Source organism: Ruegeria sp. ANG-S4 (assembly GCF_000814005.1).
In the GTDB taxonomy this organism is placed as follows: domain Bacteria; phylum Pseudomonadota; class Alphaproteobacteria; order Rhodobacterales; family Rhodobacteraceae; genus Ruegeria.
Map to the genome: position 1 here is coordinate 273,796 of NZ_JWLK01000005.1, position 17,912 is coordinate 291,707.

The following is a 17,912-nucleotide window of genomic DNA, read 5'->3' on the forward strand; positions in this document are numbered from 1 at the left end:
CACACACAACCACTCTGATGCAACGAGGCTTTCAATGCTGCCTGAATTCAATGATCTGAACAGTTTCCGCACTGCGCTGACCGGCGCACCTGACCCGGACGCGTCTGCGGCGCAGGGCGCGGAGGAACGCAACGGGCAACTGACCAAACCACCGGGCGCATTGGGGCGGCTTGAGGATCTGGCGATCTGGTACGCAAGCTGGCGCGGCGATGCGCGGCCACAGATCAACGCGCCTCAGGTCATCGTGTTTGCGGGCAATCACGGAGTGACGGCGCAAGGTGTGTCCGCATTTCCGCCCGAAGTGACGGTGCAGATGGTCATGAATTTCGAACATGGCGGCGCGGCGATCAATCAACTGGCCAAGGCTGCAGGTGCAAAGATGGACGTGCATGCGCTTGAGCTGGACCGGCCCACCGACGACTTTACGCAAGGCCCGGCCATGAGCGAGGAAGAGTTGCTCAGCGCCCTGCGCACCGGCTGGCAGGCGCTTGATCCGCAGGCTGATCTGCTGGTGGTCGGAGAGATGGGGATCGGCAATACCACTCCAGCCGCGGCCATTGCCTGCGCCCTGTATGGCGGTGAGGCCGATGATTGGACCGGCCGCGGCACAGGTGTCGACGATGCAGGCCTTGCCAACAAAACGCGCGTGGTGGCGGAAGGTGTGGACCGTCATGGCCGCACGGATGACGGGCTCGAAATTCTGCGCTGTCTGGGTGGACGAGAGATTGCGGCCATGGTAGGCGCAATTTCCGCAGCACGCGTGCTGCGCATCCCCGTCATTCTGGACGGGTTCATTTGCACCGCAGCGGCGGCTTGTTTGGCGCAGATTTCGCCTTCGGCACTGGATCACGCGATCGCAGGCCATCAAAGCGCTGAAGGCGCGCATGGGAAAATGCTTGAAAAACTGGGCAAAGAGCCTTTGCTCAGCCTTGGTCTGCGGTTGGGTGAAGGGTCAGGCGGTGCCTTGGCGATCAACATCCTGAAAAGCGCGATTGCTTGCCATTCCGGTATGGCGACATTTGCCGAGGCAGGCGTTTCCGACGGGTGATTAATCGGCCTGACCGGGCTTCGTCGCGGGTCAGGCGGATTTCTTGGCGTGTTCTTCGGCAAGCTCCAGCAGTGCTGTTTCCAGATCCTTTTCCAACTCTTGCGCGCGCTCGATGTATTTCTTGTTGTCAGCAGTCGGCATTCCGGGAATCCAAAGCTCGGCCAGTTCGCGCACGGATGCGCGGTCGTGATGGTAAAAGGTTTGTTCGGCCTGCGCGGCTTCGTATTCTGACAGACCGATGTTTTCCAGCACGTAGCGGCCTGCGCGCAACGAGCCATCGAACATCTCGCGCACGATGTCATTGGCGCCCGCCTGATACAGTTCGTACACATGAGTGCGGTCGCGGGCGCGGGCAATGATGTGCAGGTCGGGCCGCTGGCGGCGAGCATAGCCAACCAACCGAGTTACCTGTTTGCGGTCGTCCATCGCCGCCACAAGGACAGAGGCTTTCTCGATACCCGCGGCACGTAACAGTTCGGGTCGGGTAGGGTCCCCCAGGAACCCTTTGACGCCGAACCTGCGCATTAGCTGAATGGTCTCGATATCGTGGTCCAGAACCACGGTCTTGAATCCGCTGGCTTGCACCAGCCGGTTCACGATCTGACCAAAACGGCCGATACCTGCGATGATGACGGGCCCTTTTTCGTCAATCTCGTCCGGTTCAACCGCAGGTCCGCTGTCGCCCAGATGACGGGTAATCTGGTCGTAGATGATGAACAATAGCGGCGTGATCAGCATGGTCAGCGCGATAATCATCAGCAACTTTTGAGACAGATCAGGCGGTATGACGTTTTGCTGCGTTGAAAAGGCCAGCAGGACAAAGCCGAACTCGCCCGCCTGTGCCAGACCCAAGGTGAACAACCAATGGTCACGCCCGCGCAGTTTGAAGGCCCGCCCGACAACAAACAGGATGATCCCCTTGGCAAGAATGACCAGCAGCGCCAAACCGACCAATTCAAACGGGTCGTTAAAGAAATACCCGACGTCTATACCGGCGCCGACTGTGATGAAAAACAGGCCCAGGAACAGGCCCTTGAAGGGCTCAAGGTCGCTCTCCATCTCGTGCCGGAATTCCGAGCTGGCAAGCACGACACCGGCAAGAAAGGCTCCTAATGCGGGTGACAGGCCGACCAATGTCATCAGGAAGGAAATGCCGACCACGATCATCAGTGCCAGCGCGGTATACATCTCGCGCAGACGGGTGGTGTGGATGAACCGAAACAAGGGGCGCGTCAGGTAAACGCCGGCCACTATGACAAAGGCGATTGCACCAATCGTCACAAGCGTGACGGCCCAGCCGGGTAAACCTTCGACCAACGACAGGGTGTGATGCGCATGATCGTCATGGGCAGCCACGCCGCGATCAATGGACCCGTCCTGTTCGATATGCACCATTGCGGGCAACGCCAACAGGGGCAGAAAGGCAAGAATCGGGATGACCGCAATGTCCTGCGTCAACAGGACGGAAAAGGTCGCCCTGCCGCCGTTCGTTTGCATCAGTCCCTTTTCTGACAGGGTCTGCAAAACAATCGCGGTCGAGGATAAAGACAGCGTCAACCCGACAGCCAGAGACACGGACCACGGGTGACCCGCGTAGAGGGCGACGCCCGCGATGGCCAGCGTCGATAGCCCAACCTGCAAACCGCCAAGGCCCAGCAGTTTGTCGCGCATGTCCCACAGGGCGCGCGGCTCCAATTCAAGCCCGATCAGGAACAGCATCATGACAACGCCGAACTCGGCCACATGCTGAAGGTTCTCGGTCTCGGCTCCGACCAGACCAAGGATGGGACCGATCGCGATGCCCGCCGCCAGATAGCCCAGAACGGATCCCAACCCCAGCCGCGCTGACAAAGGTACGGCAATCACCGCCGCTGCCAGATAAATTGAGGCTTGGTACAGGAATTCGTTCATTTTGGTCCTTCCCGAGACGTTACGTTGGCAAAGGGGCGTCGCGTTTCAATTGGTCCATCACGATCTGGCTTTGCACCCGTGCAACTGCAGGATGCGGCAGGATGACCTCGTGAAGCAAGCTGTTGAGGGCTGAAAGATCGTCGCAATAGACATGAAGCAAGTAATCTGCCTCTCCTGTCATCGTCCATGCGCTGCTGATCTCGGCGCGTGCATTGACCATTCGGGCAAAGCTGGCGGATTGCTCGGGCCCGTGCGTGCCAAGATGAACCTGGATAAAACCCTGAACCTGCAATCCCAGTTTTAATGGGTCCAAGCGCGCGGTATAGCCGGTGATGTACCCTTCGGCCTCTAACCGCTGGCGGCGACGTCCCGCCTGACTGGCCGAGAGGTTGAGTACATCGCCCAATTGCTGGGCTGTCAGGTGCGCGTCGCGCTGCAGGGCCGCAAGCATTCCAATGTCTATCCGATCCAGCACGTGCGGCGTTTCCTCAATATTCGACTGATATATGCGGGTTTTGCGCGTATTTATCCAGTTTACACGAAAACAATGCGCAGAAACAGCATGGATTAAGGCGTATTTTTGAATCAGCAAAGAATTTCCTGTTTTTGGAGGACATCATGGGCCCTTTCCCGCACAACGCCCCGAAATCCGTCATCAGCGATGAAAACCCGGCCGGAACCGACGGGTTTGAATTTGTCGAATTCGCACATCCCGACCCGCAGGAGCTGCGGGATTTGTTCGCCCGTATGGGATATGACTATGTCGGTTATCACCGCAATTCACCCAAGGTCGAACTTTGGCAACAGGGCGATGTCACATACATCCTGAACGCGGATCCCGACAGCTTTGCCGCCAAGTTCGCGGCTGATCACGGCCCGTGCGCCCCATCCATGGGGTGGCGCGTGGTGGATGCGCAGAAAGCGTTCGAGCTTGCGGTCGCAAAAGGGGCCGAACCCTATGATGGCGCGGACAAGACGATGGATGTCCCCGCGATCAAGGGCATTGGCGGGTCACTGATTTATTTTGTTGACCAATATCACGATACATCGCCCTACAACGAAGAATTCGAATGGTTGAAACAGTCCAAGCCGCGCGGTGACGGTTTTTACTATCTCGATCACCTGACCCACAACGTGTTCAAGGGCAACATGGACAAGTGGTTCAAGTTTTACGGCGAATTGTTCAACTTCCGCGAAATCCGCTTTTTCGACATCCAGGGCAAGTTCACAGGGCTCTACAGCCGGGCGCTGACATCCCCTTGCGGTCGTATCCGTATCCCGATCAACGAAGACCGGGGCGAAACCGGCCAGATCGTTTCGTACCTGAAAAAGTACAATGGCGAGGGCATTCAGCACATCGCGGTTGGAAGCGACGACATCTACAGCTCGACCGATGCAATCGCCGGGAAAGGTCTGAAATTCATGCCCGGACCAAATGAGACATATTACGACCTGTCGTATGAGCGGGTTTCGGGACACGAGGAACCGAAGGACCGGATGATGAAGCACGGCATCCTGATCGACGGCGAAGGCGTCGTGGATGGCGGCGAGACAAAGATACTGCTGCAGATCTTCTCAAAGACCGTGATTGGGCCGATCTTCTTCGAATTCATTCAGCGCAAAGGCGATGACGGATTTGGCGAAGGCAATTTCCAGGCCCTGTTCGAGTCCATTGAGCGCGAACAAATCGAATCCGGCGAAATCTCGGCTGCATAGCGCAAGCAGTACGTACGCATCAGGAATTGGTGCTCAGCCGCGCGGCATTTTCAAAGTTACGTTTTTGCCGCGCTTCTGATACCGCAATTCGCTGTCGCCAATCGCCACGACTTTGCCGCCGTCGATCCGGTCGCCGATTTTCAGCTTTTTGTAGCGACCACTCGGCAGGCGGACCAGAGCGCGCCGATTGGCTGGCGTGCCATATACGCCAATCAGATTCAGGCGGCGAAGATTGATCGCGTTATCAATCGTTGCCTGCCGCGCCACAGATGCAGTCGTCGGGATTTTTGGCGAAACGGCTTTGGGCGTAAAAGAACCGGGTTCGTTCTGCGGTGTGGCCACATTCGCGGTCGAACCGAGGTTGGCCGTGCTTGCGCTTGCGGTCCTCGGGGCCAGGCCGGCGGGGCGCGATTTGGGTCTGGGCACGCGCACGACAGCCAACGCCGTCGGCGTGTAATCAATCTCTGGTTCGGCCTTCAGCGAAGCGGGACGCAGTTTGGGGCGAACTACAGCCAGTTCTGCGCGTGATCGTCCGCCCAGTTGTGTGCGCTCAAACTGATCCACCAGATTGTCGGGCCGTGGACGGGGGCGAAATCCGGAGAGCCTCTCATCAGGCTCCACGGGTTCGGGTTCCGCTTCGAAGCGAACGGGTGGCTCTGGCGGAACCGAGGAGGGGCGGCCCTGATAGACCATTATGCCATCGGGGTTCAGCGCGCCTTCTGGCGTAGCGACGACAAGACCACGGTCATCCAGATCAAATTGCTGGTCCTGCGTGCTTGGTGATGCGGGTTGATCAAACGGTTGATCCGTCACAAGGCTGTCGGCATGCGGCAAGGCCAATGCATCGACCGACAAATCGGAGCGATCGATTGAGGCCAAATACACGTCTTCCGTTTGATCCAACTCTGGCGCAATGAGAACACCCGGCGCGGTTGGCGCCGCGCCTGTGAAGTCGCTGAACACTGTTTGCGGCGCATCGTCCCGAGAGATTGCTTCGACCGGCTCTGGGGCCATATTCAAAGCCTCAAGAATTGCCGGATCGGTTTCGGAGGAAGGGTCCTGATTTTCGGGTGCTGTCTGCGGTTCAACGCTGAGCGCTTCCAGAATGGCCGCGTCCGTCGCGGACAAACCTTCCGAGGGTTCGGGTTCAGAAATGTCTGGCAGCGGCTCGGGCGCGGGCTCTGATGGTTCGGCGGCTGCAACCTCTGTTTGCGGTGGTTCCACGGCCTCGGGTTCAGGTGAGGCCTGCGTCACTTCCTGATCAACGGGCGGGTCGTCTGGCCCCATCAGGGACCATGCGCCAAGTGCCATGCCCAAAAACACGGATGCAGCAACTGCCGGGATGGCAAACCGTTTGATGTCGCGCGCGGGTCGCTGCGCGTTGGCTGCTGCGATTGGGGTCGATCTGAATTTTTCCGGTTCAGAAGTTCCGGCTATCGCATGTACGGGCGGTTCCGGCTCGGCGGAGGGTTCCAAATCCTCGGGTGAGTCAGCCGGGACGGGCTCAGGGGCGGTATCTTCCTGTGTCAGGTCATCTTGAATTTGCAGTTCAGGTTCTGCCGACGGAACCGAATCCGACACTAAGACCGGTTCTGCGTCGTCAGAGGAATCCACATCGGAAGAAGGCTCCGCATCGGGAGTGGGTCGCGCATCGGAAGTGGGTTCCGCATCATCAACCGGCCACTCAAACAGATGTCCCTGAACCGGGGAGTCCGCCTCTCCGCCAGCGCGAAAGGTCTCGGGGATAAAGCCATGCGAAACCGCAAAGGCTCGCGCCTCTGCCAAGGTTTGACGCGCTACGGCGGCAACGTTGGATTCTGTGCCGGCGGACACGGTGGAATAGGCAAGATCAGCAAGCGCGTAGGGCGTGGCATCGGCCAACGTGGTCTGTATCCTGGTGTCGGCGTCTTCGGGCGACAACCCTTGTGTATCGACCGTCAACAAGCGGACCTGATCCGGTGGGATAACCAACGCACATCCAAGGTGATTGGCAAGCGCAAAACCCTGTTCCCGCAGCGCCTGTATCTGTTCCGACAAGTCGGGCGCATCCAAAGGAACGGTGCCCAAGCAATACCAGTCACCATCTGACTGGTGATGCAGTGAAATGCCGTTTTCAGAAAATGACAGCGCAAAAGCGGGTTTCATAATCCGGATGAACCATAATTGTCAGTTTCATTGCAAACGCTTTGACGCCCGCCGCAAGAGCATAAAGCAGGAAACTGCCGAGGGAAAGAAAAAGCCGCCACTCCCCCTTGCCGTGTACTGCCCAAAGACCCCATCTTCAGACCATGTCAGCAGGAGGGATCACCTTGAAGACACTTGCTTTTTTGGCCGCAATCTCCGCAGCGATGGCGACCTTGCCCGCCCATGCGGAAGAACGTCGCATCACCGTTAGTGGCACCGGGGTTGCACTGACCACGCCGGATATGGCGACATTGACACTTGGCGTGACCAATCAGGAGGAAGAGGCGGCGGCCGCGATGGAGGCGACATCGGCGGCGGTTGCTCAGATTTTGAAGCGGCTTGAAGATATGGGACTTGAAGCCCGTGATATACAGACGCGGGATTTGTCCCTTTCACCGGTCTGGGCTGGTCGCAACGGACAGGGCACCGAACCACCGCGTATCACCGGGTTCACCGCATCCAACCGCGTTCTGGTGCGTGTGCGCGATCTGGATAACCTGGGTCAAATCATGGATGCCGTGATCTCGGACGGTGCGAACGACTTTGGCGGGCTAAGCTTCAGTGTGCAGGACCCCAAACCGCTGGAAGCCAACGCGCGTGCCAAGGCCGTTGCGGACGCAATGGAAAAGGCCGAACAACTGGCACAAGCGGCCGGTATCACACTGGGTTCCGTGATGTCGATCAGCGATCAGGCCAGCGGTGTGCGGCCCGTGAACCAGATGCGAGAAATGGCCATGATGGACTCGGCAGGTGTGCCGGTTGCCGGGGGCGAGGTTTCGGTGTCGGTCAATATCTCGATGGAGTTCGAAATCGCAGACTGAGTCACCTGTTGGCGCGGGCCATCAACGGCTGACGTTGCTGGCCCGATGCATCGAAATTGTCGGGCGATAACCAGGTTTCGAACGCCGTTCGAATACCGGGCCACTCGGTGTCGAGAATCGAGTACCAAGCGGTATCCCGATTGCGGCCTTTGTAGTGGGTCGCCTGACGGAAGATCCCCTCAAAGGTGAAACCCAACCGCTCAGCCGCGCGGCACGATGGAGCGTTCAGGGAATCGCACTTCCATTCGTAGCGACGATATCCCAATTCATCGAACACGCGGCGCATCATCAGGTACATGACCTCGGTGGATTTTGGCTTGCGTTGCAAGAGCGGCGAAAAGTGAATGTGGCCCACTTCGATCGCGCCGGCAGCGGGCTCGATCCTGAGGTAGGATGCCATCCCGATCGGTATGCCATCTTGGTCCAGCACCGTGTGAAACATCGGGTCCGCATCGCTGCAATTGGTCTGCGCCCATTCGACAAAATCAGCCTCGGTCTGAAACGGGCCATACGGTAAATAGGTCCAGTTCCGTCCATCGGCATCCTTGGCAAACGCCCGGTAAAGACCGGGCGCATGTCTGTTCACATCAAGGGGCACGACCGAACAATACTGACCTACCATCGGCGTATAGGGCGGGGTCGGGCGCGGAAACGTGCCCTTGACCGGCTTGCCGATGGGTTGGCCCAGTTCATTTGTGTCGTGTCCGGCCATGGTTTTACGCGCTGGCCTTGGACAGGGCTTGATCCAAATCCGCGATCAGGTCGTCCGCGTCCTCGATACCGATGGATACGCGCACCACGTTCGGGCCTGCGCCCGCGGCTTCTTGTTGTTCCGGCGTCAGTTGGCGGTGTGTCGTCGAAGCCGAGTGGATGATCAGCGACCGCGCATCGCCGAGGTTTGCGACGTGGCTGAAGATCTCAAGCGCGTTCACCAACTTGATACAGGCGTCATAGCCACCCTTCACAGCAAAGGTGAACAGGGCACCTGCGCCGCGCGGATAGTTTTTCTGCACACGGTCGTAGTAGGGCGAGGAGGGCAGCCCGGCATAGGTCACGTACTCAACGCGATCATCGTTTTCCAGCCATGCCGCAAGTTTCTGCGCGTTTTCAACATGGCGTTCCATCCGAAGGGACAGAGTTTCGATTCCCATCAACGTGTAATGCGCGGCTTGGGGGTTCATCGTCATGCCCAGATCACGCAAACCAATCGCGATTCCGTGGAACGTAAAGGCCAACGGGCCAAACGTTTCATGGAACTTCAACCCGTGATAAGCGGGCTCTGGTTGCGACAGGGACGGGAACTTGTCATTCGCCGACCAGTCGAATTTGCCTGAATCCACGATGCAGCCGCCGGTTACGGTGCCGTTGCCGGTCAGGTATTTGGTTGTCGAATGCACGACCAGCGTCGCGCCGTGCTCGATCGGGCGGCACAGGAAAGGCGTCGCGGACGTGTTGTCGACAATCAGCGGAATGCCGGCCTCATCGGCCACGTCGGCCAATGCGCGAATGTCAGTGACATAGCCGCCCGGATTCGCGATGGATTCGCAGAACACGGCCCGTGTGTTTTCGTCAATCGCGGCCTTTACAGCTTCGAGATCGTCGGTATCCACGAACGTCGCCGACCAACCGAAACGTTTGATCGTCTGGCTGAACTGCGTGACCGTGCCACCGTATAGACGGGTTGAGGCCACGACATTGCAGCCGGGTCCCATCAGCGGAAACAGCGCCATGATCTGTGCGGCGTGACCGGACGAGCAGCAAACAGCGCCAACGCCGCCTTCCAGCGTGGCGACGCGTTCCTGAAGAACCGCGACAGTCGGGTTCGTCAGGCGGGAATAAATGAACCCAACCTCTTGCAGGTTGAACAAAGCTGCCGCGTGATCGGCATCGCGAAACACATAAGCGGTGGTTTGATAAATGGGTGTCTGGCGCGCTCCGGTCGCCGGATCGGGGCGTGCGCCCGCGTGGATCTGCAGCGTATCGAAGCCGTATTGGGGACCGTCAGACATAGTGAAATCTCCTGTGGGAATCCTTGGTGCTGGATGTCTAGGGCATTGACCGCGCGCGCACAACGCCACTTTCAGCGCTGCCAGAGCCCCTTCGACTTGATCGCTTTGCGAATGGCCTGTTCGCGCTGGGGCAAGTTGTCACGATCAAACATGTCGCGGATTTTCCGACCCTTGCCCTGAAAAACCAGCTTTTTGATCGGATCGTAGGTCTTGAGCACTTTTTTGATCTTGTTTGGTGCGCTCACCGTTTCCAACACGTCGATTACATGATCCGCTTCGCGGGCATAAAGCAGCGGGAAAAGGCGGTAGTGGCAACTGACCGACCCGTCCAGAAACCCACGAGGCAGCGCGTCGCGCCCGCCGCCGAATGAATGAATGACCAAAGGCAAAGCGACCTGATCAAGCCACGGCTCCAGTTTTTGGCCCGTAAGCTCTGGGATTTCTTCGTCGCGAAGGACGCGTGCGAATTCCAGAAAACGCGCTCCGAAAAGGCGGGGACTCTTGTAGTAGAAGTAACCCGCATTAAAATAGAGAAACCGCCGCCAATACCCATCGGGTTGGCTGGTATCCAGTGAGCTTTCGAAATCCAGGTCGAATCGATCATACAAGGCGCGCCAAATTGCTTCGTATCCGGGGCCATACAAAGTGGGCTTGGGCCATGTGCCTTCAACCTTCAACGAAGCGCCGGGCCGGTCAAAGTCAAAAGGTACGTCCGACAGTTCACCTGTTATCAGTGTATCGCTGTCAAAAAAGACGAAAGGTTCGTTCTCTGGCAGGGCCAGTAACGCCTCTATCTTGTTGCCCTGTGGATAGTCCTCTCCGAAGACGTGGTTGTCGAAGCGCACGATCTCGGCCCCCAGATGTTCGAGCGCCTTCAGAACGTCCGGATTTTGTATGCCGGGATCGGTGTTCCAGTGTTGCCCTGCCTGTGGCACAGCCACGATCAGGCGTCCGGAAAACGATGGCGACGAGTGGCGCAGGGATGCGGCGAACAGGACGGCTTCGTATTGAATGCGGTTGTTTTGTCCGATGACGACGACGTTGAACTTTGGAAGGTTCGCCTGCATTAATGCGCTTTCTGGTTGTGGCCTTTGTCGCGGGCCCGCTGATCCGGGATTACATGAACCGGGATGAAGGGTCAAAACCAGATGTTCGCGCCGGTTTGAATTTCGCAAGCCGCGCGCCATGTTGTGTGCAACGACAAGACAGGAGATCTCAGATGCGGATCAATGCAGATTTCAGCAAGCGCGCCGCTGTCCATTTTGAGGATACCGAGTGGGTTGCGTCTCCGTCAGCCGGGGTCGAACGCAAGATGTTGGACCGGATCGGGGACGAGGTTGCCCGCGCCACCACCATTGTTCGGTTTGCTCCGGGCAGCGCATTTGCTGCGCATACACATGATGGTGGTGAAGAGTATCTGGTTTTGGATGGCGTCTTTCAGGACGAGACCGGAGATTTCCCAGTTGGCAGCTATGTGCGCAACCCGCCAACCACGTCGCATACGCCGTCCGCCAGCGAGGGCGCCACAATTCTGGTCAAGCTGCACCAGTTTGATCCAGCCGACCGCACCGAGATACGCCGGTCGATTAACGACACGGGCAATGTGAAACTCTTTCAGGATGCACACGAGGATGTGCAGGTGCAGGATTGGCCCGCCGGAGAGGTCATCCCATTGGATGCGACCAAGGGGCTTGAGGTGTTTGTCGTCGACGGAAGTTTTGCGGAATCGGGGGAAGACTTCTTGGCCTGGGACTGGCTTCGCTTGCCGCCTGGCACACACTCCGAAGCCATTGTCGGCGAGGGCGGGGCGCGGGTTTGGATGAAATCCGGGCATCTCGGCGGACTGGTTTGATCCACCGTTAGCCTGAAAATCAGGCAAAACTCTGACAAATCCGGGATGTGCCGCCCGGATTTGTCATTTTTTGACCAATTGGCAAATTTTACCAATTGATAAAAAATTTCATTGTGGCAAGCTGACCTGCATAACATTCATATCTACAGGGAGTAGAGTGATGGCACAGGGCCAGATGGCACCCGGGATCGTCTCCGGGCGGCTTTCCAGCGATGAGCTGACCTCGAATTTCACCGATCTTCATCCGCCATTGGCCCCGCATGAGGCCGCCGTGGCTGCAGATCGATGCTATTTCTGTTATGACGCGCCATGCGTGACCGCCTGTCCGACGGATATCGATATTCCGCTGTTCATCCGCCAGATTCAGGCCGGACAACCGCAGTCGGCGGGGCGCACCATTCTTGAACAGAACATTCTGGGCGGCATGTGCGCGCGCGTCTGTCCGACCGAGACCTTGTGCGAAGAAGCCTGCGTTCGTGAGGCCGCCGAAGGCAAGCCGGTGGAGATCGGGCGATTGCAGCGATTTGCTACGGATGACGTGATGGCCTCGGGCGTGCATCCGTTCGAACGCGCGGCCCCAACTGGAAAGACGATTGCCGTCGTTGGGGCAGGTCCCGCCGGACTGGCTTGTGCGCATCGGTTGGCGATGCTTGGTCATGATGTTGTGATCCACGAATCCAAACCCAAACCCGGCGGTTTGAACGAATACGGAATCGCGGCTTACAAATCGACCAACGACTTTGCGCAGGCCGAGGTCGACTGGCTGCTGAAAATCGGTGGCATTGCGATTGAAACAGGTTCGGTTCTGGGTGAAACGATCTCGCTGGATGGGCTGGTCGAGAACTATGATGCCGTTTTCCTGTCCATCGGTCTGGCGGGGGTGAACGCGTTGCGCACGCCGGGGGCCGACAAGGACGGTGTGCGAAACGCTGTGGACTTTATCTCGGACGTGCGGCAGGCGAGCGACCTTGCACATCTGCCGGTCGGGCGGAACGTCGTCGTGATCGGCGGCGGCATGACGGCCGTGGATGCCGCAGTGAAATCCAAGCTGTTGGGCGCCGAGCATGTGACCATCGCCTATCGCCGCGACCGCGATGCGATGGGGGCCAGCCGGTACGAGCAGGATCTGGCAGCCTCGCACGGGGTCCGCATCATGACGAACGTTCAGCCTGTTGCCGTGCATGGAAACGGTTCATCCGCCGAGATTGAGTTGGAGTACACCTCCAGCACAGGTGGCACCCTGACCGGGACTGGGGAAACGATCCGCCTGCCCGCTGATCAGGTGTTGAAAGCGATCGGGCAGCAACTGGATGGTGCGCCGGATGGCCTGACCCTTGAAGGCAACAAGATCGCGGTAACCGGCGCGGGACGTACATCACTGCAAAGCGTCTGGGCTGGTGGTGATTGCGCGGCAGGCGGTGACGACCTGACAGTGACGGCAGTTGCCGAGGGGCGGGACGCCGCAATGGACATCCACGCAACGCTGGTTTCGTGATAGGGTAAGGCACTCAACCCACATTGTGTTGCCGAGGTATCGCCATGTCTCAGATCGAAAAAGCCGTCGCCCGTCACTATACGACCGGGGCATTGACTGACAGGGTACGCGATGCCCTGATCGCCAGCGGTGTCGACCCCGACGCGGCCACTGTTGCCGATCTGAAGGCGGGTGATGAGTTCCACACCGGGGGGGTGGCGGCGACCGACAACCTGTTCAACCAGTTGTCACCAACCCATGCGACCCGCGTGCTGGATATCGGATGCGGGATTGGCGGCACCTCGCGCTATGTGGCTGACCGTTATGACTCGACCGTGACCGGGGTCGACCTGACGCCGGAATTTGTCGAAACGGCAAAAGCGCTTAGCGATCTGGTCGGGCTGTCACACAAGGTCGATTTTGTGGAGGGCAGCGCGCTGGATATGCCCCTGGACGATGCCGGGTTTGATCTGGCCATCATGTTGCATGTCGGCATGAACATCGAAGACAAGGCGGGTCTCTTCGCCGAAGTCTCTCGGGTTCTGGCGACCGGCGGGACCTTTGCGCTGTTCGACGTGATGGGTGGGCCCACGGCTGAACCGCTTGCGTTCCCGTTGCCGTGGTCGACGCTGCCCGAAACGTCTTTCGTACACGCACCAGAGGTTTACAAGGAAGCCGCCGAAGCGGCAGGTCTGACCTTGGAAACGGAAAACGACCGCACCGATTTTGCGCTGGCTTTCTTCGAGGAAGTCTTTGCGAAGGTGGCCAAGGACGGACCTGCGCCCTTGGGAATTCACCTGATGATGGGCGAAACCGCGCCCGAGAAATTCCAGAACTACGTCGCAAATCTAGAGGCCGGGCGCATTCGTCCGACCGAGATGATATTCAAGAAAACCGGCTGAGCCGGTGAGGAGGACCCATGGCCGACCTGACAACAGATTTTCTGGGGATTTCCAGCCCGAACCCGTATTGGCTGGCCTCGGCCCCGCCTACGGACAAGGAATACAACGTTCGCCGCGCGTTCGAGGCCGGTTGGGGCGGTGTGGTCTGGAAAACGCTAGGCGAGGATGGCCCTCCGGTCGTGAATGTGAACGGGCCGCGTTACGGGGCCATCTACGGTGCCGACCGCAGGTTGTTGGGACTCAACAATATCGAGCTGATCACAGATCGCCCGCTTGAGGTGAATCTGGAAGAAATGGCGCGCGTGAAAGCGGATTACCCGGATCGTGCGCTGATCGCCTCGTTGATGGTGCCCTGCGAAGAAGGCGCGTGGAAAGCCATTCTGCCGCGCGTGGCCGAGACGGGTGCGGACGGGATCGAACTGAATTTCGGCTGCCCGCATGGCATGAGCGAACGGGGCATGGGCTCGGCCGTGGGGCAGGTGCCCGAGTATATCGAGATGGTCACGCGGTGGTGCAAAAAGCACTATGACCGCCCCGTCATCGTAAAGCTGACGCCCAACATCACGGATATCCGCAAACCGGCGGAGGCGGCAAAAAACGGTGGCGCGGATGCGGTGTCGCTGATCAACACGATCAACTCGATCACCAGCGTCAATCTGGATACGTTCAGCCCCGAGCCCTCGATTGATGGCAAAGGCAGCCATGGCGGTTACTGCGGTCCGGCTGTGAAACCGATCGCCCTGTCGATGGTGTCCGAGATTGCCCGCGCCGAAGCCACGCATGGCTTGCCGATCTCCGGCATTGGCGGCGTGACGACCTGGCGCGATGCGGCAGAGTTCATGTCGCTTGGGTGTGGCACGGTTCAGGTTTGCACCGCCGCCATGACCTATGGCTTCAAGATCATTGATGAATTGACGGCGGGCTTGTCCGAATGGATGGACGAGAAGGGTTACACAAGCGTCTCGCAAATCGTTGGGCGCGCCGTGCCGAATGTCACTGATTGGCAGTATCTGAACCTCAACTATGTGGCCAAAGCCAAGATCGATCAGGATCAGTGCATCAAGTGTGGGCGCTGCTATGCGGCCTGCGAAGATACCAGCCATCAGGCAATTTCGATGTCACCGGATCGGGTGTTCGAGGTTGTCGACGAAGAATGCGTGGCCTGCAATCTGTGCGTTGACGTTTGCCCGGTCGAAAGCTGTATCTCGATGGTGCCGATGGAAGCGGGTGAGGTTGATCCGCGCACCGGCAAGGTTGTCGAGCCGGAATATGCCAACTGGACCACGCATCCGAATAATCCGATGGCCAAGGCTGCAGAGTAGGGAAAACTGGTATACCTGAACTTCTGGCGCGGCGTTACACTGCGGCTGACAGACATGATCAAAGGAGAGTGTCATGCCAGCGTCACCGCCGGGCCGGAATAAGGGTGGCAACCGGGTCTCCAAACTGGATCGGGATCAGTCGAAAAAGAACGTCGCTTTGTCCAAGGCAAAGCAACGGGACGCGATGGCCGCCAAGAACTTTGTGCAGCATCAAAAGCAGATCAAGAAAGATCGCGACAACATTGAAAAGTTGAAAAAATCCATTGATGGCATGCTGGCGAAGCTAAAGCAGGACCGGACCCTGGATCGTCAATTCCTGGGGCAAGTCATCAAGAAGGTCAAAGCGCTTCAGAATTTTGATCAGTATGTGAAAGCCTCGGAAAAACAGCATTCGGCGGGAGTTCAACAGCCCAAGATGTACACGGCCATTGTCAAAGATGCCGGTAAGGTGCCCAAGATAAACACGGTCAAAACAATGGGTGATTTCACGATACTGCTGGCGATGGCGATCGTCATTCTGAACCGGATCTTGGCCCTGAAGCCGTCCAAATAGCTTTTGGAATTAGGGTGTAAGCAGCTTTCGATACAGCGTGTCGATAAACGGTTCCGCGCCCTCGAACGGGTCCTCGTCGCCCAGTATCGCGCGGACCTGAACGTCAAAATCCGCATAATGCTGGGTCAGTGCCCAGATCGAAAAGATCAGATGGTGGGGGTGAAGCCGTGCAATTTTGCCTTCGTCCATCCAGCGGGTCAGAATCTTCGTCTTTTCGTTCACAAGGGTCTTGAGGTCATGTGACAGCGCCTCGTGAATTCGCGGCGCACCCTGGACCAGTTCGTTGGCAAACAACCGGCTTTCGCGCGGCAACTCGCGGCTCATCTGTAGTTTGCGATGAATATAGGACAGAATCTCGTGCATCGGGTCTCCGTCCGCATCGAGGTCGTGAAGCGGAGCCAGCCATGTGTCCAGCAATCCAGACAAAAGCGCGGTGTGGATCGCCTCTTTCGACGGGAAATAGTAAAGCAGGTTCGGTTTGCTGAGCCCGGCTTCGGCGGCGATCTGATCGACGGTTGCACCGCGGAACCCGTGCGCCGAAAAGACGTTCAATGCGGCCTCAAGAATCGCGGCGCGATTCTTCTTTTGTATGCGGGTTGGTGCGCGGTCTTTGGGCATGTTTCCAACGTGTCAGTTTTTGCGCCAAGTTGGCGCGAAACTTGCCGAAAAAACCGGCTGTGTCGCGCAATTTCTTGACTGATGTCGAACCCGTGATAGCGTGAGTTTGACCAGATGGTCAAATCAAGACACCAAAAGCGAGCAAATCGCAAGCAACAGGGAAACAGACCATGGTGGCTCCGGCGCAGAACCTCAGGATCAATGGCGACAGGTTGTGGGACAGCCTGATGGAAATGGCCAAGATCGGACCCGGTGTTGCGGGTGGCAACAACCGCCAGACACTGACGGATGAGGACGCCGAAGGACGCGCGTTGTTTCAAGAGTGGTGCGAAAAAGCCGGGTGTACGATGGGGCTGGATCAGATGGGCAATATGTTTGCCCGCCGCGAAGGCACTGACCCCGATGCATTGCCGGTCTATGTGGGCTCGCATCTGGATACCCAGCCGACAGGCGGCAAATATGACGGGGTGTTGGGCGTTTTGGGCGGGTTGGAAATCATTCGAACTTTGAATGACTTGGGCCTCAAAACCAAGCACCCGATCATCGCCACGAACTGGACAAACGAAGAGGGCACGCGATACGCGCCGGCAATGCTGTCTTCGGGCGTGTTTGCGGGAATGCATACGCAGGATTGGGCCTATGACCGTGAAGATGCCGAGGGCAAAAAATTCGGAGACGAGCTGCGGCGCATCGGATGGCGCGGCGACGAAGAGGTCGGCGCGCGCAAGATGCACGCCTTTTTCGAACTGCATATTGAACAGGGACCAATACTTGAGGCCGAAGGAAAGGATATCGGTGTTGTAACCCATGGTCAGGGTCTAAGCTGGACGCAAGTGACGGTGACTGGAAAGGACGCACATACCGGGTCGACGCCGATGCCGATGCGCAAAAATGCGGGCCTTGCGATGGCGCGGATTCTGGAGAAGGTGGACGAGATCGCCTGGTCACACGCTCCGCACGCGGTTGGTGCAGCCGGGCATATCGATGTCTATCCGAACTCGCGTAACGTCATTCCGGGCAAGGTCGTTTTCACAATCGATTTCCGCTCGCCCGATCTGGCTGTTATTCAGGACATGGAAAGCCGCCTTCGGGTGGCGGCGCAGCAAATCGTGGATCAGATGGGCCTGCAGGTCGAATTCGAGAAAGTCGGGGGTTTTGACCCGGTGGAATTCGACCCGGGCTGCGTGGCCGCAGTGCGCGGCGCGGCCGAGCGATTGGGGTATTCGCACAAGGATATCATTTCGGGCGCGGGGCACGACGCCTGTTGGATCAACCGGGTGGCGCCGACCGCAATGGTGATGTGTCCCTGCGTCGATGGGCTGAGCCACAATGAGGCCGAGGACATCAGCAAGGACTGGGCGGCAGCCGGAGCTGATGTTCTGTTTCATGCGGTCGTCGAGACGGCAGAGATTGTGGAATAGGGGGCGCTGCCCCCGTCGCCCACAGGGCGACTCCCCCGGGATATTTTTGGCCAGATGAAGCAAGCGGCGCAGACCGCATCA

At 58.3% G+C, this 17,912-nt stretch carries 16 protein-coding genes; 9 read left to right on the top strand and 7 right to left on the bottom strand.

From position 1 onward, the window contains the following. Positions 1-34 precede the first annotated feature (34 nt). Positions 35-1,048, top strand: coding sequence for a nicotinate-nucleotide--dimethylbenzimidazole phosphoribosyltransferase (gene cobT / locus RA28_RS14350; protein WP_039530181.1), 1,014 nt, complete (start codon positions 35-37; stop codon positions 1,046-1,048). A 30-nt stretch (positions 1,049-1,078) separates the two neighbouring features. On the opposite strand, the gene RA28_RS14355 is transcribed toward cobT, so the two are convergent. Together RA28_RS14355 and RA28_RS14360 are read right to left on the bottom strand one after the other, a co-directional pair. Next, positions 1,079-2,959: a cation:proton antiporter domain-containing protein gene (locus tag RA28_RS14355; RefSeq protein ID WP_039530185.1), complete on the bottom strand. Its 1,881-nt coding sequence runs from the start codon at positions 2,957-2,959 to the stop codon at positions 1,079-1,081. Between the two features lie 19 nt (positions 2,960-2,978). Beyond that, a complete protein-coding gene (locus tag RA28_RS14360; protein WP_039531621.1) occupies positions 2,979-3,434 on the bottom strand; it encodes an Lrp/AsnC family transcriptional regulator in 456 nt (151 codons plus the stop codon). A gap of 143 nt (positions 3,435-3,577) precedes the next feature. Here RA28_RS14360 and hppD point away from each other — a divergent pair, with 143 nt between their 5' ends. Next, entirely contained in the window at positions 3,578-4,675 is a 1,098-nt protein-coding gene (gene hppD / locus RA28_RS14365; protein WP_039530188.1) for a 4-hydroxyphenylpyruvate dioxygenase, read from the top strand. Positions 4,676-4,708: 33 nt separating this feature from the next. Here the strand turns inward: hppD and RA28_RS14370 are convergent, their stop codons facing one another. Continuing rightward, positions 4,709-6,820 carry a hypothetical protein gene (locus tag RA28_RS14370; RefSeq protein ID WP_039530191.1) on the bottom strand — a complete coding sequence of 704 codons (2,112 nt, stop codon included), beginning with the start codon at positions 6,818-6,820 and terminating at the stop codon, positions 4,709-4,711. A gap of 164 nt (positions 6,821-6,984) precedes the next feature. Between RA28_RS14370 and RA28_RS14375 the strand changes: the two genes are divergently transcribed. Then, positions 6,985-7,680: an SIMPL domain-containing protein gene (locus RA28_RS14375; RefSeq protein WP_039531622.1), complete on the top strand. Its 696-nt coding sequence runs from the start codon at positions 6,985-6,987 to the stop codon at positions 7,678-7,680. 1 nt (position 7,681) lies between these two features. Here the strand turns inward: RA28_RS14375 and RA28_RS14380 are convergent, their stop codons facing one another. The 3 genes from RA28_RS14380 to RA28_RS14390 form a co-directional block, all read right to left on the bottom strand. After that, positions 7,682-8,392 (bottom strand): GNAT family N-acetyltransferase, encoded by a 711-nt coding sequence (locus tag RA28_RS14380; RefSeq protein WP_039530194.1) that lies wholly within the window; start codon positions 8,390-8,392, stop codon positions 7,682-7,684. Between the two features lie 4 nt (positions 8,393-8,396). Continuing rightward, entirely contained in the window at positions 8,397-9,689 is a 1,293-nt protein-coding gene (locus tag RA28_RS14385; protein ID WP_039530196.1) for an O-acetylhomoserine aminocarboxypropyltransferase/cysteine synthase family protein, read from the bottom strand. Between the two features lie 71 nt (positions 9,690-9,760). Next, positions 9,761-10,756 (bottom strand): hypothetical protein, encoded by a 996-nt coding sequence (locus RA28_RS14390; protein WP_039530198.1) that lies wholly within the window; start codon positions 10,754-10,756, stop codon positions 9,761-9,763. A gap of 152 nt (positions 10,757-10,908) precedes the next feature. On the opposite strand from RA28_RS14390, the gene RA28_RS14395 reads away from it, so the two are divergent. The 5 genes from RA28_RS14395 (at position 10,909) to RA28_RS14415 (ending at position 15,792) form a co-directional block, all read left to right on the top strand. Then, positions 10,909-11,541: a cupin domain-containing protein gene (locus RA28_RS14395; protein ID WP_039531625.1), complete on the top strand. Its 633-nt coding sequence runs from the start codon at positions 10,909-10,911 to the stop codon at positions 11,539-11,541. Between the two features lie 160 nt (positions 11,542-11,701). Further along, positions 11,702-13,036, top strand: coding sequence for an NAD(P)-dependent oxidoreductase (locus RA28_RS14400; protein ID WP_039530201.1), 1,335 nt, complete (start codon positions 11,702-11,704; stop codon positions 13,034-13,036). Between the two features lie 44 nt (positions 13,037-13,080). Continuing rightward, positions 13,081-13,917: a class I SAM-dependent methyltransferase gene (locus tag RA28_RS14405; RefSeq protein ID WP_039530204.1), complete on the top strand. Its 837-nt coding sequence runs from the start codon at positions 13,081-13,083 to the stop codon at positions 13,915-13,917. A 17-nt stretch (positions 13,918-13,934) separates the two neighbouring features. Then, entirely contained in the window at positions 13,935-15,239 is a 1,305-nt protein-coding gene (preA, locus tag RA28_RS14410) for an NAD-dependent dihydropyrimidine dehydrogenase subunit PreA (RefSeq protein WP_039530208.1), read from the top strand. A 73-nt stretch (positions 15,240-15,312) separates the two neighbouring features. After that, the gene (locus RA28_RS14415; protein ID WP_039530209.1) at positions 15,313-15,792 is read left to right on the top strand and encodes a hypothetical protein; all 480 of its coding nucleotides are present in this window, start codon (positions 15,313-15,315) and stop codon (positions 15,790-15,792) included. Positions 15,793-15,801: 9 nt separating this feature from the next. On the opposite strand, the gene RA28_RS14420 is transcribed toward RA28_RS14415, so the two are convergent. After that, entirely contained in the window at positions 15,802-16,410 is a 609-nt protein-coding gene (locus RA28_RS14420; RefSeq protein WP_039530212.1) for a TetR family transcriptional regulator C-terminal domain-containing protein, read from the bottom strand. A gap of 170 nt (positions 16,411-16,580) precedes the next feature. Here RA28_RS14420 and RA28_RS14425 point away from each other — a divergent pair, with 170 nt between their 5' ends. Continuing rightward, positions 16,581-17,831, top strand: a complete 1,251-nt coding sequence (locus tag RA28_RS14425) for a Zn-dependent hydrolase (RefSeq protein WP_039530215.1) — start codon at positions 16,581-16,583, stop codon at positions 17,829-17,831. The last annotated feature ends 81 nt before the right edge of the window (positions 17,832-17,912 follow it).

Bases quoted from the DNA above. Each gene is read 5' to 3' on its own strand.
- cobT (WP_039530181.1), top strand. From the start codon at position 35: ATGCTGCCTGAATTCAATGATCTGAACAGTTTCCGCACTGCGCTGACC.
- RA28_RS14355 (WP_039530185.1), bottom strand. From the start codon at position 2,959: ATGAACGAATTCCTGTACCAAGCCTCAATTTATCTGGCAGCGGCGGTG.
- RA28_RS14400 (WP_039530201.1), top strand. From the start codon at position 11,702: ATGGCACAGGGCCAGATGGCACCCGGGATCGTCTCCGGGCGGCTTTCC.
- RA28_RS14380 (WP_039530194.1), bottom strand. From the start codon at position 8,392: ATGGCCGGACACGACACAAATGAACTGGGCCAACCCATCGGCAAGCCG.
- RA28_RS14390 (WP_039530198.1), bottom strand. From the start codon at position 10,756: ATGCAGGCGAACCTTCCAAAGTTCAACGTCGTCGTCATCGGACAAAAC.
- RA28_RS14405 (WP_039530204.1), top strand. From the start codon at position 13,081: ATGTCTCAGATCGAAAAAGCCGTCGCCCGTCACTATACGACCGGGGCA.
- RA28_RS14420 (WP_039530212.1), bottom strand. From the start codon at position 16,410: ATGCCCAAAGACCGCGCACCAACCCGCATACAAAAGAAGAATCGCGCC.
- preA (WP_039530208.1), top strand. From the start codon at position 13,935: ATGGCCGACCTGACAACAGATTTTCTGGGGATTTCCAGCCCGAACCCG.
- hppD (WP_039530188.1), top strand. From the start codon at position 3,578: ATGGGCCCTTTCCCGCACAACGCCCCGAAATCCGTCATCAGCGATGAA.
- RA28_RS14395 (WP_039531625.1), top strand. From the start codon at position 10,909: ATGCGGATCAATGCAGATTTCAGCAAGCGCGCCGCTGTCCATTTTGAG.
- RA28_RS14385 (WP_039530196.1), bottom strand. From the start codon at position 9,689: ATGTCTGACGGTCCCCAATACGGCTTCGATACGCTGCAGATCCACGCG.
- RA28_RS14425 (WP_039530215.1), top strand. From the start codon at position 16,581: ATGGTGGCTCCGGCGCAGAACCTCAGGATCAATGGCGACAGGTTGTGG.
- RA28_RS14415 (WP_039530209.1), top strand. From the start codon at position 15,313: ATGCCAGCGTCACCGCCGGGCCGGAATAAGGGTGGCAACCGGGTCTCC.
- RA28_RS14370 (WP_039530191.1), bottom strand. From the start codon at position 6,820: ATGAAACCCGCTTTTGCGCTGTCATTTTCTGAAAACGGCATTTCACTG.